Source organism: Streptomyces sp. NPDC048191, from assembly GCF_040652655.1.
Lineage (GTDB): Bacteria > Actinomycetota > Actinomycetes > Streptomycetales > Streptomycetaceae > Streptomyces.
Window position 1 is genome coordinate 45,397 of sequence record NZ_JBEZMO010000016.1, and the last position, 23,617, is coordinate 69,013.

22 protein-coding genes are annotated in these 23,617 nt (G+C 73.4%); 12 read left to right on the plus strand and 10 right to left on the minus strand.

What is annotated here, in order from left to right; genetic code table 11:
• The first annotated feature begins 41 nt into the window (after nucleotides 1-41).
• The 3 genes from AB0D93_RS24875 (at nucleotide 42) to AB0D93_RS24885 (ending at nucleotide 2,915) form a co-directional block, all read left to right on the plus strand.
• Entirely contained in the window at nucleotides 42-713 is a 672-nt protein-coding gene (locus tag AB0D93_RS24875; RefSeq protein ID WP_362122952.1) for a helix-turn-helix domain-containing protein, read from the plus strand.
• A 137-nt stretch (nucleotides 714-850) separates the two neighbouring features.
• Entirely contained in the window at nucleotides 851-1,279 is a 429-nt protein-coding gene (locus tag AB0D93_RS24880; protein WP_362122955.1) for a hypothetical protein, read from the plus strand.
• Between the two features lie 61 nt (nucleotides 1,280-1,340).
• On the plus strand, nucleotides 1,341-2,915 hold the full coding sequence (locus tag AB0D93_RS24885) for a hypothetical protein (protein ID WP_362122957.1): 1,575 nt from the start codon (nucleotides 1,341-1,343) through the stop codon (nucleotides 2,913-2,915).
• 74 nt (nucleotides 2,916-2,989) lie between these two features.
• On the opposite strand, the gene AB0D93_RS24890 is transcribed toward AB0D93_RS24885, so the two are convergent.
• The 3 genes from AB0D93_RS24890 to AB0D93_RS24900 form a co-directional block, all read right to left on the minus strand.
• Nucleotides 2,990-4,411 (minus strand): amidase, encoded by a 1,422-nt coding sequence (locus tag AB0D93_RS24890; RefSeq protein WP_362122959.1) that lies wholly within the window; start codon nucleotides 4,409-4,411, stop codon nucleotides 2,990-2,992.
• Nucleotides 4,412-4,527: 116 nt separating this feature from the next.
• Nucleotides 4,528-4,773, minus strand: coding sequence for a hypothetical protein (locus AB0D93_RS24895; RefSeq protein WP_362122961.1), 246 nt, complete (start codon nucleotides 4,771-4,773; stop codon nucleotides 4,528-4,530).
• Between the two features lie 141 nt (nucleotides 4,774-4,914).
• Entirely contained in the window at nucleotides 4,915-5,478 is a 564-nt protein-coding gene (locus AB0D93_RS24900; protein WP_362122963.1) for an NADPH-dependent FMN reductase, read from the minus strand.
• A 99-nt stretch (nucleotides 5,479-5,577) separates the two neighbouring features.
• On the opposite strand from AB0D93_RS24900, the gene AB0D93_RS24905 reads away from it, so the two are divergent.
• The gene (locus AB0D93_RS24905; RefSeq protein ID WP_362122966.1) at nucleotides 5,578-6,258 is read left to right on the plus strand and encodes a helix-turn-helix domain-containing protein; all 681 of its coding nucleotides are present in this window, start codon (nucleotides 5,578-5,580) and stop codon (nucleotides 6,256-6,258) included.
• A 7-nt stretch (nucleotides 6,259-6,265) separates the two neighbouring features.
• Here AB0D93_RS24905 and AB0D93_RS24910 read toward each other — a convergent pair whose 3' ends face one another.
• Together AB0D93_RS24910 and AB0D93_RS24915 are read right to left on the minus strand one after the other, a co-directional pair.
• Nucleotides 6,266-7,423, minus strand: coding sequence for an FAD-dependent monooxygenase (locus tag AB0D93_RS24910; protein WP_362122969.1), 1,158 nt, complete (start codon nucleotides 7,421-7,423; stop codon nucleotides 6,266-6,268).
• A gap of 16 nt (nucleotides 7,424-7,439) precedes the next feature.
• Nucleotides 7,440-8,102, minus strand: a complete 663-nt coding sequence (locus AB0D93_RS24915; protein WP_362122972.1) for a TetR/AcrR family transcriptional regulator — start codon at nucleotides 8,100-8,102, stop codon at nucleotides 7,440-7,442.
• A 152-nt stretch (nucleotides 8,103-8,254) separates the two neighbouring features.
• Here AB0D93_RS24915 and AB0D93_RS24920 point away from each other — a divergent pair, with 152 nt between their 5' ends.
• On the plus strand, nucleotides 8,255-9,268 hold the full coding sequence (locus tag AB0D93_RS24920) for a LacI family DNA-binding transcriptional regulator (RefSeq protein ID WP_362122975.1): 1,014 nt from the start codon (nucleotides 8,255-8,257) through the stop codon (nucleotides 9,266-9,268).
• A 209-nt stretch (nucleotides 9,269-9,477) separates the two neighbouring features.
• Nucleotides 9,478-10,914: an aldehyde dehydrogenase family protein gene (locus AB0D93_RS24925; protein WP_362122978.1), complete on the plus strand. Its 1,437-nt coding sequence runs from the start codon at nucleotides 9,478-9,480 to the stop codon at nucleotides 10,912-10,914.
• Here AB0D93_RS24925 and trxA read toward each other — a convergent pair.
• Nucleotides 10,911-11,291, minus strand: a complete 381-nt coding sequence (gene trxA / locus AB0D93_RS24930) for a thioredoxin (protein WP_362122981.1) — start codon at nucleotides 11,289-11,291, stop codon at nucleotides 10,911-10,913. The two genes, AB0D93_RS24925 and trxA, sit on opposite strands and share 4 nt — an antisense overlap.
• A gap of 140 nt (nucleotides 11,292-11,431) precedes the next feature.
• Between trxA and AB0D93_RS24935 the strand changes: the two genes are divergently transcribed.
• On the plus strand, nucleotides 11,432-12,862 hold the full coding sequence (locus AB0D93_RS24935) for an NAD(P)/FAD-dependent oxidoreductase (RefSeq protein ID WP_362122984.1): 1,431 nt from the start codon (nucleotides 11,432-11,434) through the stop codon (nucleotides 12,860-12,862).
• 240 nt (nucleotides 12,863-13,102) lie between these two features.
• Here AB0D93_RS24935 and AB0D93_RS24940 read toward each other — a convergent pair whose 3' ends face one another.
• Complete coding sequence (locus tag AB0D93_RS24940) at nucleotides 13,103-13,747, minus strand: peptide deformylase (protein ID WP_362122987.1); 645 nt, start codon at nucleotides 13,745-13,747, stop codon at nucleotides 13,103-13,105.
• A gap of 360 nt (nucleotides 13,748-14,107) precedes the next feature.
• Between AB0D93_RS24940 and AB0D93_RS24945 the strand changes: the two genes are divergently transcribed.
• From AB0D93_RS24945 to AB0D93_RS24955, 3 genes are read left to right on the plus strand one after another with little or no spacing between them, the layout of a single operon-like run.
• Nucleotides 14,108-14,530: a BlaI/MecI/CopY family transcriptional regulator gene (locus tag AB0D93_RS24945; RefSeq protein WP_362122990.1), complete on the plus strand. Its 423-nt coding sequence runs from the start codon at nucleotides 14,108-14,110 to the stop codon at nucleotides 14,528-14,530.
• A gap of 6 nt (nucleotides 14,531-14,536) precedes the next feature.
• Nucleotides 14,537-15,466, plus strand: a complete 930-nt coding sequence (locus tag AB0D93_RS24950; protein WP_362122992.1) for a M56 family metallopeptidase — start codon at nucleotides 14,537-14,539, stop codon at nucleotides 15,464-15,466.
• A gap of 14 nt (nucleotides 15,467-15,480) precedes the next feature.
• On the plus strand, nucleotides 15,481-16,056 hold the full coding sequence (locus AB0D93_RS24955; protein WP_362122995.1) for a GNAT family N-acetyltransferase: 576 nt from the start codon (nucleotides 15,481-15,483) through the stop codon (nucleotides 16,054-16,056).
• Nucleotides 16,057-16,108: 52 nt separating this feature from the next.
• Here AB0D93_RS24955 and AB0D93_RS24960 read toward each other — a convergent pair whose 3' ends face one another.
• The 3 genes from AB0D93_RS24960 to AB0D93_RS24970 all read right to left on the minus strand — a co-directional run bounded on the left by AB0D93_RS24960 (nucleotide 16,109) and on the right by AB0D93_RS24970 (nucleotide 17,459).
• Nucleotides 16,109-16,456 carry a tetratricopeptide repeat protein gene (locus AB0D93_RS24960; protein WP_362123376.1) on the minus strand — a complete coding sequence of 116 codons (348 nt, stop codon included), beginning with the start codon at nucleotides 16,454-16,456 and terminating at the stop codon, nucleotides 16,109-16,111.
• A 62-nt stretch (nucleotides 16,457-16,518) separates the two neighbouring features.
• Nucleotides 16,519-16,974 (minus strand): MarR family transcriptional regulator, encoded by a 456-nt coding sequence (locus tag AB0D93_RS24965; RefSeq protein WP_362122998.1) that lies wholly within the window; start codon nucleotides 16,972-16,974, stop codon nucleotides 16,519-16,521.
• Nucleotides 16,971-17,459: a MarR family transcriptional regulator gene (locus AB0D93_RS24970; RefSeq protein WP_362123000.1), complete on the minus strand. Its 489-nt coding sequence runs from the start codon at nucleotides 17,457-17,459 to the stop codon at nucleotides 16,971-16,973. Before AB0D93_RS24970 ends, AB0D93_RS24965 begins: the two co-directional genes overlap by 4 nt.
• Before the next feature lie 311 nt (nucleotides 17,460-17,770).
• Here AB0D93_RS24970 and AB0D93_RS24975 point away from each other — a divergent pair, with 311 nt between their 5' ends.
• Both AB0D93_RS24975 and AB0D93_RS24980 read left to right on the plus strand, forming a co-directional pair.
• Nucleotides 17,771-20,350: a Pls/PosA family non-ribosomal peptide synthetase gene (locus tag AB0D93_RS24975; protein ID WP_362123003.1), complete on the plus strand. Its 2,580-nt coding sequence runs from the start codon at nucleotides 17,771-17,773 to the stop codon at nucleotides 20,348-20,350.
• 13 nt (nucleotides 20,351-20,363) lie between these two features.
• Entirely contained in the window at nucleotides 20,364-23,615 is a 3,252-nt protein-coding gene (locus tag AB0D93_RS24980; RefSeq protein WP_362123006.1) for an amino acid adenylation domain-containing protein, read from the plus strand.
• Nucleotides 23,616-23,617: the final 2 nt, after the last annotated feature.

Here is a 23,617-nt window from a genome sequence, read left to right on the forward strand (position 1 = left end):
GGTTCGTGAAAAATAAGCACAGGTGGGAGAGGGGGTCGGAGATGACCGCGGGAGAGAGCCCGCGCCGCCGAGAGGTGCTGGACGTACTGCGCGCCGCACCCTCGCCGCTCGGTGTCGCGGAGACGGCCGAGCGCATGGGCGTCCATCCCAACACGGTGCGGTTCCACCTCGACGCCCTGACGGCCGAGGGCCTCGTCGAGCACCGGGCCGAACCGTCCCCGGGGCCCGGCCGGCCGCGCATCGTCTACTCCGCGCGTCCCGGCATGGACCGCGGCGGAAGGCGTGACTACCGGCTCCTGGCCCGAGTCCTGCTCAGCCGGTGGGCGTCCACCGACCCGGCGACGGCACGCGAGGAAGCGATGGAGGCGGGCCGGGCGTGGGGTGGTGTCCTGATGGAACCCCCGCCCCTCGCCGGCGAACCGACGGCCGGCCGCTCGGTGGCCGCACTCCTCACCCTCCTCGCCGAACTGGGCTTCGCGCCGCGGGCGGAGGGGGCGGAGGAGCCCGACGGCCCACCCCGGCGGATCAGGCTGCGGCACTGCCCCTTCCTGGAACTCGCCGAAGAGCACGCGGAGATCGTGTGTCCCCTCCATCTGGGCCTGATGCAGGGCGCGTTGGCCCGGCTGAACGCCCCGGTGACGGCGACCGGCCTGGAACCCTTCGCCGAACCCGACTCCTGTGTGGCCCACTTGGCCGGGACCGGCGCCGCCTGACCCGCACCCGGTCCGCTCCCGCGGGCCGGTCATGACATCCGTGGGCCGTCCGCCCCGCGCCGACCGCCGCCCCTCGCCTCAGCTCGACACCCCTCGCACCCCAGCCGCCGGACCCGGCGGAGAAAGGCTCCACGCACATGAACGCCACGTCCGCCGCCACCGCGAGCGCGATCACCTTCGTCTGGCTCGGCATGGTGCTGGCGATCTCCTTCCTGGAGGCCCCGCTGAAGTTCCGTGCCCCGGGCGTGACGATCCCCATCGGCCTGGGCATAGGCCGGCTGGTCTTCCGCGCGCTGAACGCCGTGGAGGCGGCGTGTGCCGTCGTCGTCATCGCCGCGATCGCCGCGGGCGGTTCCCCGGCCGGTCTCACGGCGCTGACCGCGGTCGTCGCGGTGCTGCTCCTCGTCCAGCTGGCCGTCGTCCGGCCCTACCTCAACCGACGGTCCGACCGGATCCTCGAAGGCGCGGAACTGCCGCGTTCCCGCAGCCACTTCTGGTACGTGGCGCTGGAGATGCTCAAGGTCGTCGCCCTGATCGCCCTGGGAATCGGCCTCCTCACGGTGTGACGGCGCGTAAGGTCGTCGGCCGGGGAGCCGCGAGGGCGGCCTAGGCAGGGGGGAGACAGCGGTGGTGCGTACGCCTGGCCGGATCTGGGAGGAGGCCGACCTGCCCGCGCGCCGGCTCGCCGGGCTGGCCCTCAACCCGTCCGCCGCACCGGACGTCCTGCTCCGGCTGCTCGCCGAGGCCCCGCTCGCCGCACGGATGGTGCTCTGCCGCGACCGTGATCTGCCCGGCGTAGTCGTGGACGCCGTGATCGGGCACCCCGACCGGCGCACCCGGGGCTTCTTCGCCGTCAACCCCCATGTCGATCCGGCCCAGCGAGCCCGGCTCGTGGACGATCCGGACTGGTTCGTCCGCGCCCACCTCGCCGAGGGGCCGTGCGTGACCGAGCCGGACCGGCCGAGGCCGCTGCCCGACGCCACCGCGGTCCGCATGCTCACCACGTACGAGCGGGAACACCTCTGGTCGCTGTTCCGGCAGTTGTCCCCCGAGCTGGTCCGGTCCCTGGCCACCCACCCGGACGCCGAGGCGCGCAGATACGGGGTCCTCCGCTGGCGTTCGATGTCCGACGACGAACGGGCCGCGCTGCTGGCGGACCCGGACGAAGGGGTCCGCGAGGCGGCACGGGCGTGTACGCGCGACGACGACCCGGCATGGGTGGAGAGCGCGCTGCCGGCCCGCCCCTGCCACGAACGCAGCCGCCTGCTGCTCCAGTGCGCGCTCAGCCGCGCCGTCGTGGACGGCGTCCTGACCGCACCGGCCGACGAGGACGAAAGGTGGGTGATCGCCCGCAATCCCACACTGCCGCCCGACGTGGTGGTCGCCCTGGCCACCGACCCCGACCCGAAGGTGCGGAAGGAGATCGCGGGGCGCACCGATCTCCCCGCCGCCGAACGGCACGCACTCGTCGCCGACCCGCACCCGGAGGTCCGCCGGGCGGTCGCCCGCCACCCGGACCTCGACGCGGACGACCGCCGTACGCTCGCCGCGGACCCCGAGCCGCGGGTACGGCTGGCCGTGTCCGTCCACCCCGGCTTCACCGAGGCGGAACGGGCCCGCATCGACTACACGGTCCCGGCGGGGGGCCGGTTCTGCGCCCACGGCGCGGCCGGAACACCCCGCGACCCGGCCGCCGTCCGCCGGGACGCCCTCTCCGGACATCCGCTGCTGCGCAGGGAGGCCGCCAGGGAACGCACCCTCCTGCCGGACCTCGTGGCACGCCTGGCCGAGGACGACGACCTCGGCGTACGCGTGCTGCTGGCCCAGAACCACCCGGACGCGCCCGCGGCACTGCTGCTGCGCAGTTTCCTGGAGTACACCGGCCCCGAGCGCGCCCGCCTGACCACCCGGCCGAACTTTCCGCGCGCCGGGCTGGCCGGGTACGCCGACCATGCCGACCCGCGGGTGCGCGCCCTGGCCGCCCGGGACCCGCAGACGTCGCCCGCCACCGTGGAGCGGCTCACCGGGGACGCCGACCCGGAGGTGAGATCGGCGTCGGCCCGGCACCCGAACCTTCCGCAGGACCGGCTCGTGGAGCTCCTCGCGGACGAGGAGCTCGCCCATGCGGCCGCCGCGAACCCCGCGTTGGGCACGGCCATGACGGCCCGCCTGCTGGAGACGCGGGGCCACGACTTCCGGTGAGCCACGGCCGGGCGGGGCGGACGCCCGATGCGCCCGGTCCGTGCTCCTCGGTCCTCCTCGACGAGCACCGGCCGTCAGGCGGCCTTCGGAGCCGGCGCGGGCTCGGGCGGCCACCGCTCGTGCCAGCGCAGCTCCGCCTCCAACTGGGCGGCCACGGACACCAGCAGGAGCTCGCTGCCCGCGGGCCCGAGGAGCTGCGCGCCCACCGGCAGGCCGTCACCGACGAAACCGGCGGGCACGTTCACACCCGGCCAGCCCAGCACGTTCCACGGCCAGGCGTACGGGCAGGCGGCGATCATCGCGCGGTCCGTGGCCAGTCCGCGCAGCCCGTGCAGGGCGCCGATCCGGGGCGGGGGAGCGGCCGTCGTCGGCGCGAGGATCACGTCGTGACGGCCGAAGAACCGGCCGATCCGCCGGTGCAGCACCGCCTCCGCGCGCCGGGCCGCCCGCAGCGGGACCCCACCGAGCAGCCGGCCGAGCCTCGCCGCGTCACGGGTGCGCGGGTCCAGCAGCGCCGGATCGGGGGCCTCACTGACCCACTCGGCGATCCCGGCGGTGGCGCGCGGCACGAAGGTCAGCCCGATCTGCCCGTAGGGCGGGTCGGCCTCCTCCACGTCGTGGCCCAACGCGGCGAGTTTCTCGGCGAGTTCGAGGACACGGGCCCGGACCTCCGGGTGCAGCCGGGCGGGTACGGCGGTGAACGGCGGCTTCAGGGACAGGGCGATCCGCAGCCGGCCCGGGTCGCGGCCGACCGCGTCCGCCACCGTCAGCGCGGGCGGCCGGTGCGGGTCCCGGTCGTGGTTGCCGCTCGCCGCGTCGAGCAGCAGGGCGGCGTCGGCGACCGTCCGGGCGAGGGTGCCGTTGACCGTGATGCCCTGGAAGGACTCGCCGCGCGGCCAGGTCGAGATACGGCCGCGCTGCGGCTTGATGCCGATCAGACGGGTCCACGCGGCCGGGATGCGCACGGAGCCGGCGCCGTCGGAGCCGAGCGCGGCGGGGACGAGTCCGGCGGCGACGGCGGCCGCCGAGCCGCCGGACGAACCGCCGGGCGTGTGCCCGGTGTGCCACGGATTGCGGGTGTCCCCGAACGCGGGTCCCTCGGTGAACGGCCACTGCCCGAGCTCGCAGGTGTTCGTCTTGCCGACGATCACGGCGCCGGCCGCGCGCAGCCGCCGTACCGCCTCCCCGTCCTCGGCGGCCGGCGGGAACGCGCCCGCACAGCCGAAGGCGGTCGGTTCCCCGGCCACGTCCATGTCGTCCTTCACCGCCACCGGCACGCCGAGCAGCGGGCGCCGTGTCCCGGCCGCCAACTCCCGGTCGGCTGCGTCCGCTTCGGCGAGCGCGGCCTCGGCCCGCACGATCCGGAAGGCGTTCAGCGTGCCCTGCGTGGCCTCGATCCGGGCCAGCGTCCGCTCCACCAGCTCACGGGCGGTCACCTCTCCGTCGGCGAGCGCACGCCGGGTCTCCACGAGGCCGGCGGCACGGTCGGGCGTCATCGGCGAGTACCTCCGGGAGGCTCCGGGAACGGTGTCTACCGAACGGTAACGTCAGAACCGGCCGGCCGGAGGAGTTTCGCCCGGATGCCCCGGGCGGCGGACGGCCGTGCCCGGGCTCACGGCTCGACCGTGACGCCGGTGTGCAGCGCGGCGAGCGTGCCCAGCGCGGTGTGCGGGGACGAGTCGCCGCTGCCGCCGAGTTCGGCCGGCCCGCAGAACACGTGCGGGGTGGTCTCACCGATGTCCGCCATATCGGCGGGCCCGGTTCCCGCGTCCGGACCGGTCGCGTACGTCCCGTCCAGCGAGGCGATGGCGTCGGCGACGCCCCGGAGCGCGGCATGCCGTCGGTCCGGCCGGGACACGTCGCCTCGGGCAGCGCGACCACCGTCTTCCCGCCGCCGCTGGGCGGTCCGGCGACCGCCGTCTCGGGGGGCGGCTCACACCGGGCCGGTGCGCGGAAAAGGGGCCGGAACGGATCCGGCCCCTTCGTGGTGCTGTGCTGCTCAGGCGGCCACGGCCTCGCCCACGTTGCCGTGCAGCCGGGCGACGACCTCGGTCAGCTGGGCGGCGACCTCGGCGTCGTCGACCGGGTGGGTCTCGGCGAAGCGGGTCACCGAGCCGGGGATGGACAGCTTGATGTCCTCGATCACCTTGCCGCCGGCGATGCCCACGGCCTTGCGCGCCTCGTCCTGCGCCCACACGCCGCCATACTGGCCGAAGGCGGTGCCGATCACGGCGACGGGCTTGCCGCCGAAGGCGCCGGCCCCGTACGGGCGGGACAGCCAGTCGATGGCGTTCTTCAGAACGGCCGGGATGGTGCCGTTGTACTCGGGAGAGAAGAGCAGGAAGGCGTCGGCGGCCTGGGCGGCCTCGCGGAGCTTCGCGGCGGCGGCCGGGACGTTGCCCTCGACGTCGATGTCCTCGTTGTAGAACGGAATCTCGGCCAGGCCCTCGAAGAGCACGACCTCCGCGCCCTCGGGGGCGAGCTTGACGGCCGCTTCGGCGAGCTGACGGTTGTGCGAACCGGCGCGGAGGCTGCCGACGAGCGCGAGAATGCGAACAGACATGGAAACTCCAAGGGGCTGAAACATCGCCGTTACGATCCGGACCAAGGTCCGCTTAGATGTCTACCATGGTAAGCGGACCACGGTCCAGTTTTGTTCCCCATGCTTTACGCTGTCTTCATGTCCAGCGCCCTCCCGCCCTTCCCGCCGCCTCACGAGCCCTTCGACACGTCCCGGTTGCTGGAAGTCGGCCCTGCTCCCGAGGAGCCGTGCCTGCGTGCCGACGCGGCGCGCAACCGGGCCCGTCTGCTGGAGGCGGCCGCCCGGCTGATCGCGGAGCACGGGGTGGCCGGGGTCACGATGGAGGCGGTCGCGGCCGCGGCCCAGGTGGGCAAGGGGACGGTCTTCCGCCGCTTCGGCGACCGTACGGGGCTGCTGATGGCCCTGCTGGACCACTCCGACCGCACGCTGCAGGCCGACTTCCTGGGCGGGCCCCCGCCGCTCGGGCCCGGGGCCCCGCCCCTGGACCGGCTGCGGGCGTTCGGCGTGGCGGTGCTGTACCGCTACGCCGAGCAGCTCGACCTCCTGCTGGCCGCCCAGACGGAACCCACCCGCAGACTCTCCCACCCAGCGGTCAACGCGCTGCGTACGCACGTCACGATGCTGTTGCGGCAGATCGTGCCGGACGCCGACTGCGAACTGCTGTCCCAGACCCTGCTCGCCTCCCTCGACCCGGCCGTGATCCACCACCAGACCCGGCAGTGCGGGATGCCCATGCAGCGGCTGGAGGCCGGCTGGATCGACCTGGTCGCCCGGGTGACCGGAACCGAGCCGCCCCGCTGAGCGCAGGTCAGCCGGTGGGCTGAAGGCCGTGGGCCGCGAACATGTCGAGCACCCCTTGCGGCGCGTCCGTGCGGAAGAGCACCACGGCGTTGTGCGCCGACTCCGCGGCGGACACCTCGGCGCGCCGGAACATCCGGTCCTCGTAGGCGGCCAGCGCCGCGTCGGTGTCGCCCGGGTGGGCGGCCAGTGCGAGGGCCAGTTCGGCGCCGTCGAGCAGGGCCAGATTGGCGCCCTCGCCCGCGAACGGCGACATCAGGTGCGCCGCGTCCCCGAGCAGCGTGACGCCGGGCACCCGGGCCCAGCGGTGACCGACCGGCAGCGCGTGGATCCGCCGGGGCACCAGCGGCCCGTCCGCGTCGGCGACCAGGGCCCGCAGGCTCTCGTCCCAGCCGTCGAACTCCTTCAGCACGGCCGCCTTCGCCGCCTCGGTGTCGCCGAAGTCGATGCCGTCCAGCCAGTCCTCCGGCGCCTCGACGGCCGCGTACACATGCAGACTGCCGTCGGTCTCGCGGTGCGCGAGGAAGCCCCGGCCCGCGCCGAGCGCGAAGAGCATGCCGCCGCCGACGACCGCCGCGCTCGCCGGATGCCGCACATCCGCCTCCAGCAGATCGGCCTCGACGAAGGACATGCCCGTGTACGAGGGCTCGGCGGGGGACAGCAGCGGGCGGATCCGGGACCAGGCGCCGTCGGCGCCGACCAGCAGATCCGTGGTGAACGAGCTGCCGTCGGCCAGGTCGACCTCGTGCCGCCCGTCGCCCAGCGGGCGGGCGCCGGTGACCCTGGCACCCCAGCGGACCGTGCCCTCGGGCAGCGAGCCGAGCAGCAGCGCGCGCAGGTCCCCGCGGTCGATCTCGGGCCGGCCGCGGGAGTCGTCGTCGTCCTCGGCGAGCCGGACGGTGGCGTGCCGGTCCAGGACGCGCTGAGCCTGGCCGCCGTGGTGGACGCGCTGGAGGAACTCCTCGTGCAGACCGGCGGCCCGCAGCGCCTCCTGGCCGGAGTCGTCGTGGATGTCGAGCATGCCGCCCTGGGTCCTGGCGGCCGCCGAGGGGTCCAGGTCGAAGACGGTGGTCCGTATGCCGTGCACGTGCAGAACACGGGCGAGCGCGAGCCCGCCGAGGCCCGCGCCCACGACGGCGATCGGGTGGTGGGCGGAGCTGGTGGTCATGGGTGCCTCCTGGCGGTCAGTCGGGAACGGCGGTGCGCTCGATGCCGTTGATCAGGGTCCGGACGGCCCACGACAGGCGGGCCTCGGGGGCGCCGGAGAGCAGCGCCTCGGCGTTCGCGGCGATGTGCGGATGGGTGTCGGACGGCGCCTCGCGCAGGGCGCGGACGAGTGCCTGCCAGTCGCCCGGGGAGTCCTCCCCGGCGTGTTCGGCGGCGGTCGCGGTGGCGTGCTGCAGCAGCAGGTCGACACCCCATGCCGCCTGTGCGCGCGGCACGCCGCCCGAGCGGAGCAGGTCCAGCAGGGTCTCGACGAGGCCCAGATAGTTCGGGCCGCTCGGCCGCGCGGTCAGGGCCGAACGGGCGAGGCTCGGATGCTCCAGGAGCATCCCGGTGTAGGCGGTGAGCACCTTCTCCAGCCGCTCCCGCCAGTCGCCCCCGGCCGGGGGCGGGGGGACCGTGCCGAGCAGCTCGTCCAGGACGGCCGCGTGGAGCTCGGCGGTGTTGCGGACGTAGACGTACAACGAGGCCGGGCCGGTGTCGAGCTCCTGCGCCAGCCGGCGCATGGTCACCTTGGGCAGCCCCTCCGCGCGCAGGATCGCGACGGCGGCGGAGACGATGCCCTGCCGGGTCAGGGCGGGTTTGGCGGGGCGCTCGCGGCGGGAACGGGAAGCAGCGGTCATGTCTGCACCGTAACGAACATGTTCGTTACGAACAAGGTCGTGACGAACAAGGTCGTGACGAACGTGTTCGGCGAGTGTCTCGCGCCCCCGCTTTTCGTCGAACCGTGAACCACGTCGCCCCGCCTCTCCCCGGCCTCCGCGCCTCTGCCAAGATGCGGTCTGTCATGGTGCAGATACCGAACACCCCCACGAGTGCCGATGTGGCCCGCCTGGCGGGCGTCTCGCGCGCGACCGTGTCCTACGTCCTCAACAACACCAGCGCGGTACGGATCAGCGAGCCGACGCGCCGCCGCGTGCACGAGGCTGCGCGGGAACTGGGGTACGTCCCCCACGCCGCCGCCCGCAGCCTGCGCGCCGGACACAGCCGCATGGTCCTCATGCCCGCCCCGGCGATCCCCGTGGGCCCGCTGTACAGCAGGTTCCTCAACGAGTTGCAGTGGGCGCTCGGCCGGCTCGACTACACCGTCGTGCAGTACGGCACCGTCGGCCTCCAGGGCGACGAAGCCGCGCGTGCCTGGGCGGAGTTGCGGCCGGTGGCCGTCCTGGTGCCGGGCACCGGACTCGGACCGCAGGGTGTGGGGCTGCTCAAGCGCTCCGGCGCCCGGGCCGTGCTCACCCTCGGTCCCGAACGCGTGGACGGTGCGCACGCCCTGCTGATGGACCACGACGCCGTCGGTCAGTGCGCCGGCGCCCACCTGTACGCGCGGGGCCGGCGCCGGATCGGTGTGGTGGTGCCCGACGAGCCCGGCCTGGAGGTCTACTCCCGGCCCCGCCTCGCCGGCGTGCGCCAGGCTCTGCACGGCACGGACGCCGTCGTCACGGAGCTGGCGCTCGCGTACACGGAGGAGTCCGCCGCCCAACTCGCCGCGGGCTGGCGGGAGTCGGGGCTGGACGCGGTGTTCGCCTACAACGACGAGTACGCGATGCTGCTGATGCGCGCACTGCAGGACGAGGGCGTACGCATCCCTGAGGACGTGGCCGTGATCGGCGCCGACGACCTGATGCTCGGCCGGCTGCTGCGGCCCCGCCTCAGCACCGTGCACATCGACCTGCCCTCGGGCCGTGACCTCGCCGAACTGGTCGACCGCGCGGTCCGCGACCCCGGCCGCGAACCGGAGGTCCACAAGGTCCTGGGCGCCTCCGTGATCCAGCGCGAGTCCAGCTGACGAGGTCTGCGAGTCGGCGGGAGCCGATCCGAACCGGCCCGCTTCCGGTTCGCTGGGCTCGCGATGTAGTTTCGCGCTCAACGAATTGGTGCGTCCGGGAGGCTGAACCTGCGCCCGACGCCGGGTGCGCCCCGAGCGCGCAGCCGCGGCGCGTCGGCAAGCCTGCTCAGACCCCAGCCGTACCGCCCGGCGATCGATCGGAGAGCCGTATGCCGCTGCTCGACCCGAAGACCTGGCAGGACCGCAGCCTGGCCGGTCCCGCCCACACCGTCACCGAGCCCGCCACCGGCGACGCCCTCGGCGCCGTCACCCTCGCCGCCCCCGGGGACATCGGTGACGCCGCGCGTACCGCCCGCGCGGCCCAGGCCGCCTGGGCCCGCGCACCGCACTTCCAACGGGCCCAGGTGCTGCGCCGGGCGGGAGACCTGTTCACCGAGCACGCCGACGAACTGCGCGACTGGCTGGTGCGCGAGTCCGGATCCATCCCGGGCAAGGCGGACTTCGAACTCCATGTGGCCGCCCAGGAGTGCTACGAGGCCGCCGCCCTCGCCTCCCGGCCCACCGGGCAGGTGCTGCCCAGCGAGGCGCCCCGGCTGTCGTACACCCGCCGGGTCCCGGTCGGCGTGGTGGGGGTGATCGCCCCGTTCAACGCGCCGCTGATCCTGTCCATCCGCTCCGTCGCGCCCGCCCTGGCGCTGGGAAACGCGGTGGTCCTGAAGCCGGATCCGCGCACCGCCGTCTGCGGCGGGCTCGCCCTCGCCGCCGTCTTCGCGGCGGCCGGCCTGCCCGAGGACCTGCTGCACGTCCTGCCCGGCGGCGCGGAGGCGGGCCGCGCGCTGGTCGAGGACCCGCTCGTGCCCGTCATCTCGTTCACCGGTTCCACCGCGGCGGGCCGCGCCGTCGGCGAGGCGGCCGGCCGCCACCTCAAGCGCGCCCACCTCGAACTCGGCGGCAACTCGGCCCTGATCGTGCTGGAGGACGCCGACCTCGACGCCGTGATCTCCACGGCGGCCTGGGGCTCCTTCTTCCACCAGGGCCAGATCTGCATGACCACCGGCCGCCATCTCGTGCACGCCTCGCTCCACGACGCGTACGTCGAACGGCTCGCCGCCAAGGCCGATTCCCTCGCCGTCGGTGACCCGCACCGCGAGCAGGTCCACCTCGGCCCGGTCATCGACGCGGGACAGCTCGCCAAGATCGACGGCCTGGTGCGCACGAGCACCGCCCGCGGCGCGAAACTCGCCGCGGGCGGCACCCATGAACACCTCTTCTACCGGCCGACCGTGCTCGCCGACGCGGGCGACCACACCCCGGCCTACACCGAGGAGGTCTTCGGGCCGGTCGCGCCCGTCCGCTCCTTCACCACCACCGACGAGGCGGCGGCGCTCGCCGCGGACAGCCCGTACGGCCTCTCCCTGGGCATCGTCACCCGGGACACCGCACGGGCCCTCGACCTCGCCGAGCGGATCCCGACCGGCATCGTCCACGTCAACGACCAGACGGTGAACGACGAGGCGGTGGCCCCGTTCGGCGGTGTCGCCGCGTCCGGCACCGGCGCCCGCTTCGGCGGCGAGGCCAATCTGGACGCCTTCACCGAACTGCGCTGGACGACCGTACGCGGCGACGTGGCGCCGTACCCGTTCTAGGACTCCTGGGCCTGGCCCTCCTGGGCCGCGATGCTCTTGCGGACCTCGTCCATGTCCAGTTCCCGGGCCTGCCCGATGATGTCGGTCAGCGCGGCCTCGGGCAGGGCGCCCGGCTGGGCGTAGACGGCGACCTTGTCGCGGACGATCATGAGGGTCGGGATCGACTGGATGCCGAAGGCCGCGGCCAGCTCCGGCTGGGCCTCGGTGTCCACCTTGCCGAAGACGAGGTCCGGGTTGTCCGTGGCGGCCTTCTCGTACACGGGTGCGAACTGGCGGCACGGCCCGCACCAGGCAGCCCAGAAGTCGATCAGAACGAAGTCGTTGTCGGTGACCGTCTGGTCGAAGTTGTCCTTGGTGAGCTCCACGGTGCTGCTCATGGCCTGAGTCCCTCTTCCTGGTGTGGGGTGTGCCGACGGCGGAAACACGACCGCCGGGCCGCCTATTCCACACGTGCACGTCTGTGTTTCGCGCACGTACCCATGTGGCCGACGCGCACACCACCCACCAGACTGACACCATGACGGAAACGGAATCCATCGCGTACGACGTCGTGGTGCTCGGGGCCGGTCCCGTGGGGGAGAACGTCGCCGACCGCACCCGTGCGGCCGGTCTCACCACCGCGATCGTGGAGAGCGAACTGGTCGGCGGAGAGTGCTCCTACTGGGCGTGCATGCCCAGCAAGGCCCTGCTCCGGCCGGTCATCGCCCAGGCGGACGCCCGCCGCCTGCCCGGCCTCGCCCAGTCGGTCCACGGCCCGCTCGACACCCCGGCCGTGCTGGCCCGCCGGGACGAGTACACCTCCCACTGGAAGGACGACGGCCAGGTCGCCTGGGTGGACGGCATCGGCGCCGACCTCTACCGCGGCCACGGGCGGCTCGTCGGCCCCCGCACGGTCACCGTGACCGCCCCCGACGGCACGGTCACGACCCTGACCGCGCGGCACGCCGTCGCCGTCTCCACCGGCACCCGCGCCCAGCTGCCCGACCTGCCCGGCCTCGCCGGGGTGAAGCCCTGGACCAGCCGCGAGGCGACCAGTGCCGAGGCCGCCCCGGAGCGGCTGATCGTCGTCGGCGGGGGAGTGGTGGCCACCGAGATGGCCACCGCCTGGCAGGCGCTCGGCTCCCGGGTCACCCTCCTGGTCCGCGGCAAGGGCCTGCTGAACCGGATGGAGCCGTTCGCCGGGGAACTGGTCGCCGACGCGCTCACCGAGGCGGGCGTCGACATCCGGACCGGCACCTCCGTGGACTCCGTCACCCGGGAGAACGGCAAAGTCGTCGCCGTCACTTCCGCCGGCGACCGGATCGAGGCCGACGAGATCCTCTTCGCCACCGGCCGCGTACCGCACACCGACGACATCGGCCTCGACACCGTCGGCCTGGAACCAGGCTCCTGGCTGGACGTCGACGACACCCTCCGCGTCACCGGCACCGAATGGCTGTACGCCGTCGGCGACGTCAACCACCGCGCCCTCCTCACCCACCAGGGCAAGTACCAGGCCCGCGTCGCCGGCGCCGCCATCGCCGCCCGTGCGGCCGGCGACCCCGTCGCGGACGAGTCCTGGGGCGCGCACGTGGCCACCGCCGACCATCACGCCGTACCCCAGGTCGTCTTCACCGACCCCGAGGCCGCCGCGGTCGGCCTCTCCCTCGCCGAGGCGGAACAGGCCGGCCACCGCGTCCGCGCCGTCGACGTCGAGTTCTCCTCCGTGGCGGGCGCGGGCCTGTACGGCGACGGCTACAAGGGCCGCGCCCGCATGGTCGTCGACCTGGAGGACGAGATCCTGCGCGGGGTCACCTTCGTCGGCCCCGGCGTCGGCGAACTCATCCACTCGGCCACCGTCGCCGTGGCCGGCCGTGTCCCGGTCAGCCGTCTGTGGCACGCGGTCCCGTCGTACCCGACGCTGAGCGAGGTGTGGCTGCGGCTGCTGGAGGCGTACCGGGACAACTGAGCGAGGAACCCCGCGGCACGCGTTCCGCGGGGCCGGAACAGGTCGCCGTAGAACGCCACCGCGAGCTCGTCCGGCGTCGTCACCGGACCGCCGGCGAGCCGTATGCCGCCGAGGAGTTCGGGGACGACGTCCCGGGCGAGCGAGTCCTCGCTCGGATACCGCTCGCCGGCGCCGTGCACGAAGACGACCTCGCTCACGAACCCTCCCCGGCGACGGCGCAAGGTCACGCGGTGTCAGGAACTAGGGCAGGGTGAAGCCGAGGGCCTCGGCCGCCGCCTCGGGTGCCGGGCTGTTCCACAGCGCGGCCACCGCCTCGTTCGTCGACAGGGAGCGGAGCTCGGCACGGTCCAGGTAGAGCGTGCCGTCGAGGTGGTCCGTCTCGTGCTGGACGATCCGGGCGGGCCATCCGGCGAAGACCTCGTCCACCGGGTGGCCGTGCTCGTCCTCGGCCCGCAGCCGCACCTCGGCGTGCCGGGCCACCACCGCCTGCCACCCCGGCACGCTCAGACAGCCCTCGAAGAACGCGGCACGCGCCGTGCCCACGGGCTCGTACACCGGGTTGACCAGGACACGGAACGGCTGCGGGACACGGCCCCGGGCCACCGCGACCTCATCGGGCACCGGCGCCGGATCCTCGATGACCGCGATCCGCAGCTCCACGCCGACCTGCGGGGCGGCCAGGCCCACGCCGGGCGCGGCGTGCATGGTGACGCGTAGGGCCTCGATGAAACGGGCGAGCAGGGCGGGGCCGAGCTGACCCTCGTACGGCTCGGTGCCGCGCCGCAGCACCGGCCGTCCGGCGGCGACGATGGGCAAGGGGCCGCCGGCGGCGAGGAGTTCCTCGACCCGCTCGGCAAGCGGTGCGTGTTCACGGGGAGGTGCCATCGCGTCAGCATGCCACGTCACCCCGGCACACCCTGTGGTACAGCTCACCAACACCCCGGGGGACCCAGCCCCTTCGCGGTCCGACCACTGGACCACCGGCGTTTCAGCGCCGAGTACCCGGCAGCACGCGGGCCACGGCACGGCGTCCCGCCGGCCGCCTTCCTCGCCGTCGCCATCGTCCTCGCCGTCGCCGTCGCCGTCGTCCTCGGCGATGCCGCGCACCGGCGAGGTCGCGCACCGGCGCGGTCGTCGCGCCCACGCGACGGCCACCGGGCACCGTGGCGGCCCGCGGGCGCACCATGGCTGTGACGGGGTGAAGTAGCGTGGTCCGACACGCCGACGCCGAAGGGAGAGCGGGACATGGCGCGGGAAGGCGGCAGGGTCCGGCGGCGCGGCCAGGGCGAGCTGGAGGAACAGGTCCTCGGCGTGCTGCGCGAGGCGGACGCACCGGTCACCGCGGCCTGGGTGCAGCAGCGCCTCGGCGGCGACCTCGCCCACACCACCGTCGTCACCATCCTGACCCGGCTGCTCGCCAAGGACGTGGTCGCCCGGGAACGCCAGGGCCGTTCCTTCCTGTGGACGCCGACCGCCGACGTGGCCCGGCTCGCCGCCCTGCGCATGCGTCGCCTGCTGGACGGCGAACGGGACCGCGAGGCGGTCCTGGCCAGCTTCGTCACCGCCCTGCCGCCCGGCGACGAGCGGCTGCTGCGCGCTCTGCTGGACGCTGCCGGCACCGGTCAGCCGGACTCCACGGACACGACGGGCCGCCGTACGGAAGACTGACCGCCCATGGGGGTCTTCGTCTTCCTGCCACTGGTGCTCCCGCTGTCCGCCTGGCCGGTCGCCCGGCTCGCCGAGACGCGACTGCACCCGCGCACCGCGACCCGGCTGCTGACGGCGGTCGCGGTGGTCATGGCCGTGTGCAGCACGCTCTGCCTGGCCCTGCTCATGGTGGTCGGCACCGCCCAGCTGCCCGGCAACCCCCTCCCGGACGGCTGGTCCGACCCACAGGTACGGGCCGCCGTCCCCCACGACGAGGTCGCCGGCCGGGCCGCCATCGCCGCGCTCGCCCTGGTCGCCGCCGGCGGTGCCCGCACCCTGCTGCGGCACCGCCGGGTCACCCGCCGCGCCCGCCGGGCCCTCGCCGCGCTGCCGGGCAGGGCGGTCGCGGTATTGCCCGACAGCACGCCGTACGCCTACGCCCTGCCCGGCGGCCGGGGCCGGATCGTCGTCACCACCGCGCTGCTGGCCGGACTCGCGCCCGCCGAGCGGCGCGCCCTGTTCGCCCACGAACGCGCCCACCTGGCCGCCGGCCACCACCGCCATCTGCTCGCCGCGCACCTCGCCGCCCGCGCCAACCCGTTCCTGCGGCCCCTGCGCGGGGCCGTCGTGTACACGGCCGAGCGCTGGGCGGACGAGGAGGCGGCCCGGGCGGTCGGCGACCGGCGCACGGTCGCCCGGGCCATCGGCCGGGCGGCGCTGCTCTCCGCCGGCACCCCCGCGCCCACGCTCGCCGCGCTCGCGGCGACCGGCCCCGTGCCGCGCCGGGTGGCCGCGCTGCTGGCCCCACCACCCGTGGCGCGCACCTGGCCGTCGGCCTTCACCTCGGTCGGCCTCGCCGCCTGGGGTGCCGCCGCCGGGGCGCTGGTGTCGGCGATGTCGTCGGCGAACTCCGCCGTCACCCTGTTCCTGCTGCTGCGCGCGACGGCGTCGCTGTGACCCCGGGGGAGAAAATGGCGTTCTCGGTACGGGCCCTGGCCCCGGACACCTGGCCCGACTTCGCCCGGCTGGTGGCGGAGCACGACGGGGTGTGGGGCGGCTGCTGGTGCATGGCCTTCCACGAGGAGGGCGTCGGCCGCACGAAGACGCCCGAGCAGAACCGGGCGGAGAAGGAGGCACGGGTCCGCGCGGGCAGCGCGCACGCCGCCCTGGTGTACGACGGTCCCGACTGCGTCGGCTGGTGCCAGTTCGGCCCGCCGGTCGAACTGCCCCGGATCAAGCACCGCCGTGCCTATGAGGCGGCCGCCCCGGCCCCGCCCGACTGGCGGATCACCTGCTTCTTCGTGCACCGCGCCCGCCGCCGTACGGGCGTGGCCTCCGCCGCCCTCGACGGCGCCCTGCGCGAGATCGCCCGGCTCGGCGGCGGCACGGTGGAGAGCTACCCGCAGGACACCGAGGGCGCCCGGGTGTCCGCGTCCTTCCTGCACAACGCCACGGTCACCCTGTTCGAGGGCCGGGGTTTCACCCGCACCCGCCGGCTGGGCAAGAACCACTGGGTGGTCAGGCGGACGGTACGGCCGTCCGCCTGACACCTGCCGAGGGCCCGGAACCCCGCCGGGAACCGGGCCCTCATCCCGCGGCTCACTCCTGCGGGAAGTCGCCCCCGAGCGCCGAGGCGATCCGCAGGTGCCGCTCCGCCTCCTCGTGCCGGGCCTGCCGCTGGAGCGTACGGCCCAGCATCAGCCGGGCGTAGTGCTCCACCGGGTCACGCTCGACGATGACCCTCAACTCGGCTTCGGCGCGGCGCAGTTGGGCCGAGTGGTAGTAGGCACGGGCCAGCAGCAGCCGGGGCCCGGTCTGCTCCGGTGCCTCCTCGACCAGCCCGGTCAGCACCCGCGCCGCGCCCGCGTAGTCCTTGGCGTCGAAGAACTGCTGCGCGCGCTCCCAGCGCTCGGCCTGTGTGCCGTGGTCGTAGTACGTGGTCTCCACTTGCGTCTCCACTCGTGACCTCCTTCGACGGCCACAACGGAACGCGTTTGTTTAATATTCCACTAACCTTGCCGGGTCTCCAGGGCCGCCAGCTCCGCGTTGGCCCGCTCGGTGATCAGGGTCAGCACCCGGCCGGTCACGGCGCGGTCCTCCTCGGAGATGCCCGCGTAGATCCGGGCCGTCACCGGCGCCGTCTCGGCCGCGGCCCTGCCGTACAACTCCCGGCCATTGTCGGTGATTTCCAGGCGGGACGCGTCCGTCGCGGTGAGCAGCCCGGCGGTGATCAGCTCCTCGACCGTCGCGTGCGCGTCCGCCGCGTCGACCTTCAGCGCGCCGGTCGCCCCGTCGACGAGCGCCGTGCGCTCGACCGGCCCGTCCGCGACGGCGGCCAGCCGCAGGATCACGTTCTGCTGGAAGGTGGTGCCGTGGGAGGCCAGGACGCGCTCCAGGACGGCACGCGCGGCGTAGTGGGCGAGGGCGATGGTGCGAGGGTCGACAAGGGGGGCGGTGGTGGTCATGACTGCTCCGTCTCGTGATCGGTGGCGCCGAACGGGTCAAGCGGTGCGTCGAGCAGGGTCCGCAGGTCCTGGCTGAACTCGCGGGCGCGCGGGCTGCCGGGGCCACCGAGGGGTGCCGTCAGTTGCCCCAGCAGGCCCTGTACGACCTCGATCGCCTTCTGGGTCACCTCGCGTCCCGGCGCGGTCAGTTCGAGCCGTACGGCGCGCGGGTCGTCGGGGTCGCGGGTGCGCTCGAGCAGGCCGGCCGACTCCAGGCCGCGGGCCAGCTTGGAGACGTAGAGCGCCTCGAGGCCGGTGTGATCGGCGAGGCGCCGCTGGCTGGGTCGCAGGCCGGAGCGGTGCATGCCGTGCAGCGACGCCACCACCACGTACTGCGCGTGGGTCAGCCCCAGCGGGGCCACGGCGCGGTCCACCGCGACCCGCCACTTCATGGACAGCCGCCACACCAGGAATCCGGGGGTGGCTCCTTCGGGAACCTTGCTCATGCTGAATACAGTACATGGCTACTATGTACATAGCTACTATGTACGTGGCTACTTTTTTGGGGCCAACGCCCCAGCACTCCACCCTCGTTGCTGTCGAGGCCATGTGGGTGGACGGGCCGTGCCGTCCGGGCGACCGCCATGCGGGTGACCCGCACTCTCCCTGTCCTCGGGCGGAACAGGGAAAGTCGGGCCAACGGGCCGCGCCTCGCGTGCCGTTAAATCAGCGAGGCAAGTGGCAAATCATCATCTATCCGGACAAACTGAATCCGCCGGTTCGTGATCAGGAACATCCACGTTCTTCAGGAGAGCGCATGGTGGAGCAGTCCTCCGACGTCGTGTCGGAGCCGGACGAACCTGCCGTCGCCCTGAGCGACTCCGGTCCCGGCAGGGCGGAGACCGAGCGGGAGCTCGCGCAGACGCTGGCCGGCCTCCTGGACGCCGAGTGCGTGCCGGTCGACAGCCACTTCTTCCACGACCTCGGCGCCAACTCCCTGGTCATGGCCCAGTTCTGCGCGCGGTTACGGAAGAGGGCGGATCTGCCGTCCCCGTCCATGAGGGACATCTACCGGCATCCCACCATCCAAAGCCTGGCTGCGGCTCTCGGGGAGGCCGCTCCCGCTCCGGCCGGCCCGGTGGCCGCTTCGCCGGCGCCGGTGCCGTCGCCCGCTCCGGGACCGCGCCGGAAGCGGCGGGACCATCTTCTCTGCGGCACGTTCCAATTGCTGTTCTTCCTCGGGTACTCGCTCGTCTCCGGATTCGTCACCGCCGCGGGCTACGAGTGGATCGCCGCCGGTTCGGGCCTGGTCCACGTCTATCTGCGGTCGCTGCTGTTCGGCGGCGTCGGGTTCGTCGCGCTGTGTGCGTTCCCGGTCATCGCGAAATGGGCGCTCATCGGCCGTTGGCGACCGGGTGAGTTCCCCGTCTGGGGCCCCGCCTACCTGCGCTTCTGGCTCGTCAAGGCACTGCTCCACGCGAACCCGATGGTCTTCCTCACCGGGACCCCGCTGTACGTGCTGTACCTGCGGGCCCTCGGCGCCCGGATCGGCAAGGGAGTCACGATCCTCTCCCACTCGGTCCCGGTCTGCACCGACCTGCTGACGATCGGTGCGGGCACGGTGATCCGCAAGGACTCCTTCTTCCTCGGCTACCGGGCCCACGCGGGACACATCCAGACCGGCCGGATCACCCTCGGCAGAGACGCCTTCGTCGGCGAGAAGACCGTCCTGGACATCGACACGTCGATGGGGCACGGTGCCCAGCTCGGCCACGCGTCCGCCCTGCACCGCGGCCAGGCGGTCCCGGACGGTGAGCACTGGCACGGCTCTCCGGCGGAGCCCACGCGGACCGACTACGTCAGGGTCGCCCCGGCCGTATGCGGCACCGCGCGCCGGGCCTGGTTCGGCCTCGGCACCCTGGTGCAGCTGTTCCTCGTGTACGTCCCGCTGGTCGTCGGCGGAATGTACATGCTGTTCACCGAGGTACCGGCGATCGGCAAGCGACTCGACCCGCAGACGGCCGCACTGTCCCGGTCGGAACTGCTCTCCGACGCGCTGGTGCTCTCCCTCGTGCTGTTCTTCGGGTGCGCCGCCCTGGGCCTGGTGGCCCTGTGCACCCTCCCGCGACTGGTGGGCCTGCTGGTCAAGCCCGACAAGGTCTATCCGCTCTACGGATTCCACTACGCGCTGCACCGGGCCACGGCTCGCATGACGAACGTCAGGTTCTTCGCCTGGCTCCTCGGTGACAGCTCCTTCATCGTGCACTACCTCCGCGGACTCGGGTACGACCTGTCACGGGTCGAGCAGACCGGGTCGAACTTCGGCACCGAAGTGCAGCACGAGACACCCCTGCTGGTCTCCGTCGGCAGCGGAACGATGGTCGCGGACGGACTCTCGATCATCAACGCCGACTTCTCCGGCACGTCGTTCCGGCTGTCCCGGGTGTCGATCGGACCGCACAGCTTCCTGGGCAACAACATCGCCTATCCGGCGGGCGGCAGGACGGGGGAGAACTGCCTGCTCGCGACGAAGGTGATGGTCCCTCTCGACGGCGAGGTCCGCGAAGGCGTCGGGCTCCTCGGCTCACCGTGCTTCGAGATCCCCCGGTCCGTGGACCGCGACGCACGGTTCGACCACCTCAGGACGGGCGACACGTTCCGTCGCCTGCTCGCCGCGAAGAACCGCTACAACCTCCGCTCCATGGCGCTCATGCTGCTCGTGCGATGGCTGCACACCTTCGCGCTCACCCTCCTCGCCCTCGCCTCCGTGGACCTGTACGGCGTGGTCGGACACGTGGTGATCGCCGGATACCTGGCCTTCACACTCGCCTTCTCCACCGCCTACTTCATCCTGCTGGAGCGTTGTCTCACGAGGTTCCGTGCGTTGCGCCCCCGGTTGTGCTCGATCTACGACCCGTACTTCTGGTGGCACGAGCGGCTGTGGAAGGTCCCGGACCACTTCCTCAACGTCTTCAACGGAACCCCGTTCAAGAGCCTGGTCTGGCGGCTGCTGGGCGTGCGCATCGGCAGCCGGGTGTTCGACGACGGCTGCTACCTGACCGAGCGGACGCTCGCCACCATCGGCGACGAGTGCACCCTCAACGCCGGCAGCAAGATCCAGTGCCACTCACAGGAGGACGGCACCTTCAAGTCCGACGGCACCACGCTCGGCGCCGGCTGCACCCTGGGCGTCGGCGCCCATGTGCACTACGGCGTGACCATGGGCGACGGCTCGGTGCTGGCGCCCGATTCCTTCCTCATGAAGGGCGAGGAAGTCCCCCGGAACGCCCGGTGGGGCGGCAATCCCGCCGTCGACATGCCGGAGAGCGGCAGCGGGCCCCTCGGCGTCGGCCGGGCCGCGCCGACCACCAACGCCGCTGCGGCGACCGTGAGCTGAGGAAGGCCATTCGATGGGAACGCGCGTGGAAGCGGACCGGGAGTTCTGGAGCCGGGTACTGACCGCCGGCGGTGTCACCACGGTGCCGCGGTGGGTCCGGGAGCCGGTCCCGGGAGCGGCCGAGCACGAGACACCGGTACCGGACGACGTGACGGAGGCGGTGCACGCACTGGCCCGGCACCGTGGAGTGCCGGTGAGCGCGCTGATGCTGGCCGCGCACATGAAGGTGCTGGCCGTGCTGTCCGGCGAGCCGGAGGTCGTAACCGGTTACACCACGGGTGTGCGCGGCGAACCGCTGCCGTGCCGGCCGGCCGTGCCCCCCGGCTCCTGGCAGGACCTGCTGACCGCCGCCCAGCACGCCGAGGCGGAGGTGCTGGCGCACCGGGAGTTCCCGGTGGAGCAGCTGCGGCGGGAGCTGGGAATGACGGAGCCGCCGTACGAGGTCGTGTTCGGTCCCCTCGGGGCCGACGAGGCCCACGCCGACGACGGTGTCCTGCACGTGCGCTGGTCCGAGCGCGGCGGACGGCTGCTGCTGCGCCTGCGGTACCGCACGGACGTACTGGACGCCGGCGCCGCGGCGCGCATCGGCGGCTACCACCTGACGGCGCTGCGGCTGATGACGGCGGACCCCGACGCCGGCCACACCCGACGCGGTCTGCTGTCGGCCGAGGAGGAACGGCAGCAGCTGGAAGGCATGGCAGGGCCGCGCCGGCCGCTGCCGGACGCCCGGGCACACGAGCTGTTCGAGCAGCGGGTCCGGGCGCATCCGCAGGCCGTCGCGGCCGTACACGGCGAGCAGCGGTGGACGTACGACGAGCTCGACCGGCGTGCGAACAGGCTGGCGCGAGCGCTGCTGGCCAGGGGGCTGGGCCGGGAGGACGTGGTCGCCGTCGTCACCGAGCGCACCCTCGACTGGTTGGCGGCGGTGCTGGCGGTCTTCAAGGCCGGCGGCGTCTACCTGCCGATCGAGCCGCACTTCCCGGCCGGCCGCATCACGGCCACGCTGTCGCGCGCGGGGTGCCGGCTGGTCCTGGCCGAAGCCGGCAGCACCCACACCCTCGACCAGGCGCTGGCCACCCTGCCGGGCGTCGAGAAACTGCCGGTCGACACGGCGTACGCCGAACCGCACGCCGACGACGACCTCGGGGTACGGGTCGACCCCGGCCAACTCGCCTACATCTACTTCACCTCCGGCTCCACCGGCGAGCCGAAGGGGGCGATGTGCGAGCACGCGGGCATGCTCAACCACCTCCGCGCCAAGATCGACGACCTGGCGATCGGCGAGGGGTGCGTGGTGGCGCAGACGGCCCCGCAGTGCTTCGACATCTCGCTGTGGCAGCTCATGGCGCCCCTGCTGGTCGGCGGGCGGACCCTGCTGGTCGAGCAGGACGTGATCACGGACGTGGAGCGGTTCGTCGACACACTGGAGCGCGGCCGGGTCGGCGTGGCACAGGTCGTGCCGTCCTATCTGGAGGTCGTGGTCTCGTACCTGGAGCAGCACCCGCGCACGCTCGCGGACCTGCGATGCGTCTCGGTGACCGGCGAGGCGCTCAAACGGGAGCTCGTCCAGCGCTGGTTCGCGGTCCAGCCGGACATCGGGCTGCTCAACGCCTACGGCCTGACGGAGACGTCGGACGACACCAACCACGAGATGCTGCGGGAGGTGCCCGAGCGGGTGCTGCTCGGGCGGCCCGTCAACAACGTTCGCGTCTACGTCGTGGACGAGCACCTGTCGCTGGTCCCGCTGGGCGCCCCGGGACTGATCGCGTTCTCCGGGGTCTGCGTCGGCCGGGGGTACGTCAACGATCCCGAGCGCACCCGGGAGGCGTACCGGACGGACCCCTACCGGCCCGGTGAACGGCTCTACCTGGGCGGCGACTGGGGGCGCTGGCACCCCGGCGGCAAACTGGAGTTCCTCGGCCGCCGGGACAGCCAGGTCAAGATCCGCGGCTTCCGGATCGAGATCGGCGAGATCGAGAACTGCCTGCTACGGGTGGACGGAGTGCGCGACGGCGCGGTGGTCGTCGCCGAGCGGTCCGGCGGCTCCAAGCAGCTGATCGCCTTCTACTCCGGCAGGCAGCAGCAGCCGGAGGCGCTGCGCGAGGCCCTCGGCGCGACGCTGCCCGCCTACATGGTCCCCTCGGCCTTCCACCGGCAGGACAGCCTTCCGCTGACCGCCAACGGCAAGATCGACCGAAAGGCCCTGACCGTACTGGCCGAACGGACGGCACCCGAACGGGAGGCGGGCGACGAGGCCGTCCCGCTCAGCCCGACCGAGCGGAGGCTGGCCGCGGCCTGGGCCGTGCTGCTGGACGTGCCCGAGCACCGGATCGGCCGCACGGACCACTTCTTCGACTCCGGTGGCACCTCCCTGACCGCGGTCAGGCTCACCCTCGCGCTCGACCGCGTGGTGTCCCTGAAGGACATCACCCGGCACCCGGTCCTCGCCGACCTGGCCGCCCTCATCGACGGCACGGCCCGGCAGCGCCCGGAGCTGCTGCTGCCCCTGTCGGACTGCGGCGGCGCCGCGGAGCACACGCTGGTGTGCTTCCCCTACGCGGGCGGCAACGCGGTCAACTACCAGCCGATGGCGAGCGCGCTGGCGGGCGGCTCGGTGGCGGTCCTCGCCGTGGACCTCCCCGGTCACAACCTGGCCGCGCACCCGGAGCCGTTCGCGTCGATCGAGGAGGTGGCCGAGCAGGTCGCCGCCGAGATCACGGCGCGCGGCCTCACCCGGGTCATGCTGTGGGGCCATTCCTCCGGTGCCGCGCACGCCCTGGAGACGGCCGGCAGGCTCAAGGAGCGCGGCGTGCGCGTGACGCGGGTGTTCCTCGGGGCACAACTGCTCGGCACGGCAGCCGACCGGCAGCGGGCCATCGGCGAACTCGACAGCACGAGCGACGCCGACACCGCGGCGCGGCTGACCGCGGACGGTGGCTACACGGAACTGGCGGAGCTGAACGAGCAACACGCCGAACACATCGGTGCGGCCTACCGGCACGACTGCCTCTGCGCCCACCGCTACTTCCGCGAAGCCCTCGAAACACCGCCGCCGGAAAGGCTGTCCGCGCCGGTCACCGTGGTCGTCGCCGCCGACGACCCGCACACCGCCGGCCACGCCGACCTGCACCGTGACTGGCTGCTCCTGGCCGAACACGTCGGACTCCACGAACTCACCGACGGCGGCCACTACTTCCTTCGTACCCGTCCGGCCGAGGCGGCCCAGGCCGTCCTCAGCGCCGCCGTACCCCTCGCCTCCTCCTGAGA

Coding starts and splice junctions, on each gene's coding strand:
- AB0D93_RS24875 (WP_362122952.1), top strand. CDS start 42: ATGACCGCGGGAGAGAGCCCGCGCCGCCGAGAGGTGCTGGACGTACTG.
- AB0D93_RS24880 (WP_362122955.1), top strand. CDS start 851: ATGAACGCCACGTCCGCCGCCACCGCGAGCGCGATCACCTTCGTCTGG.
- AB0D93_RS24890 (WP_362122959.1), bottom strand. CDS start 4,411: ATGACGCCCGACCGTGCCGCCGGCCTCGTGGAGACCCGGCGTGCGCTC.
- AB0D93_RS24900 (WP_362122963.1), bottom strand. CDS start 5,478: ATGTCTGTTCGCATTCTCGCGCTCGTCGGCAGCCTCCGCGCCGGTTCG.
- AB0D93_RS24905 (WP_362122966.1), top strand. CDS start 5,578: ATGCTTTACGCTGTCTTCATGTCCAGCGCCCTCCCGCCCTTCCCGCCG.
- AB0D93_RS24910 (WP_362122969.1), bottom strand. CDS start 7,423: ATGACCACCAGCTCCGCCCACCACCCGATCGCCGTCGTGGGCGCGGGC.
- AB0D93_RS24915 (WP_362122972.1), bottom strand. CDS start 8,102: ATGACCGCTGCTTCCCGTTCCCGCCGCGAGCGCCCCGCCAAACCCGCC.
- AB0D93_RS24920 (WP_362122975.1), top strand. CDS start 8,255: ATGCGGTCTGTCATGGTGCAGATACCGAACACCCCCACGAGTGCCGAT.
- AB0D93_RS24925 (WP_362122978.1), top strand. CDS start 9,478: ATGCCGCTGCTCGACCCGAAGACCTGGCAGGACCGCAGCCTGGCCGGT.
- trxA (WP_362122981.1), bottom strand. CDS start 11,291: ATGAGCAGCACCGTGGAGCTCACCAAGGACAACTTCGACCAGACGGTC.
- AB0D93_RS24935 (WP_362122984.1), top strand. CDS start 11,432: ATGACGGAAACGGAATCCATCGCGTACGACGTCGTGGTGCTCGGGGCC.
- AB0D93_RS24940 (WP_362122987.1), bottom strand. CDS start 13,747: ATGGCACCTCCCCGTGAACACGCACCGCTTGCCGAGCGGGTCGAGGAA.
- AB0D93_RS24945 (WP_362122990.1), top strand. CDS start 14,108: ATGGCGCGGGAAGGCGGCAGGGTCCGGCGGCGCGGCCAGGGCGAGCTG.
- AB0D93_RS24950 (WP_362122992.1), top strand. CDS start 14,537: ATGGGGGTCTTCGTCTTCCTGCCACTGGTGCTCCCGCTGTCCGCCTGG.
- AB0D93_RS24955 (WP_362122995.1), top strand. CDS start 15,481: ATGGCGTTCTCGGTACGGGCCCTGGCCCCGGACACCTGGCCCGACTTC.
- AB0D93_RS24965 (WP_362122998.1), bottom strand. CDS start 16,974: ATGACCACCACCGCCCCCCTTGTCGACCCTCGCACCATCGCCCTCGCC.
- AB0D93_RS24970 (WP_362123000.1), bottom strand. CDS start 17,459: ATGAGCAAGGTTCCCGAAGGAGCCACCCCCGGATTCCTGGTGTGGCGG.
- AB0D93_RS24975 (WP_362123003.1), top strand. CDS start 17,771: ATGGTGGAGCAGTCCTCCGACGTCGTGTCGGAGCCGGACGAACCTGCC.
- AB0D93_RS24980 (WP_362123006.1), top strand. CDS start 20,364: ATGGGAACGCGCGTGGAAGCGGACCGGGAGTTCTGGAGCCGGGTACTG.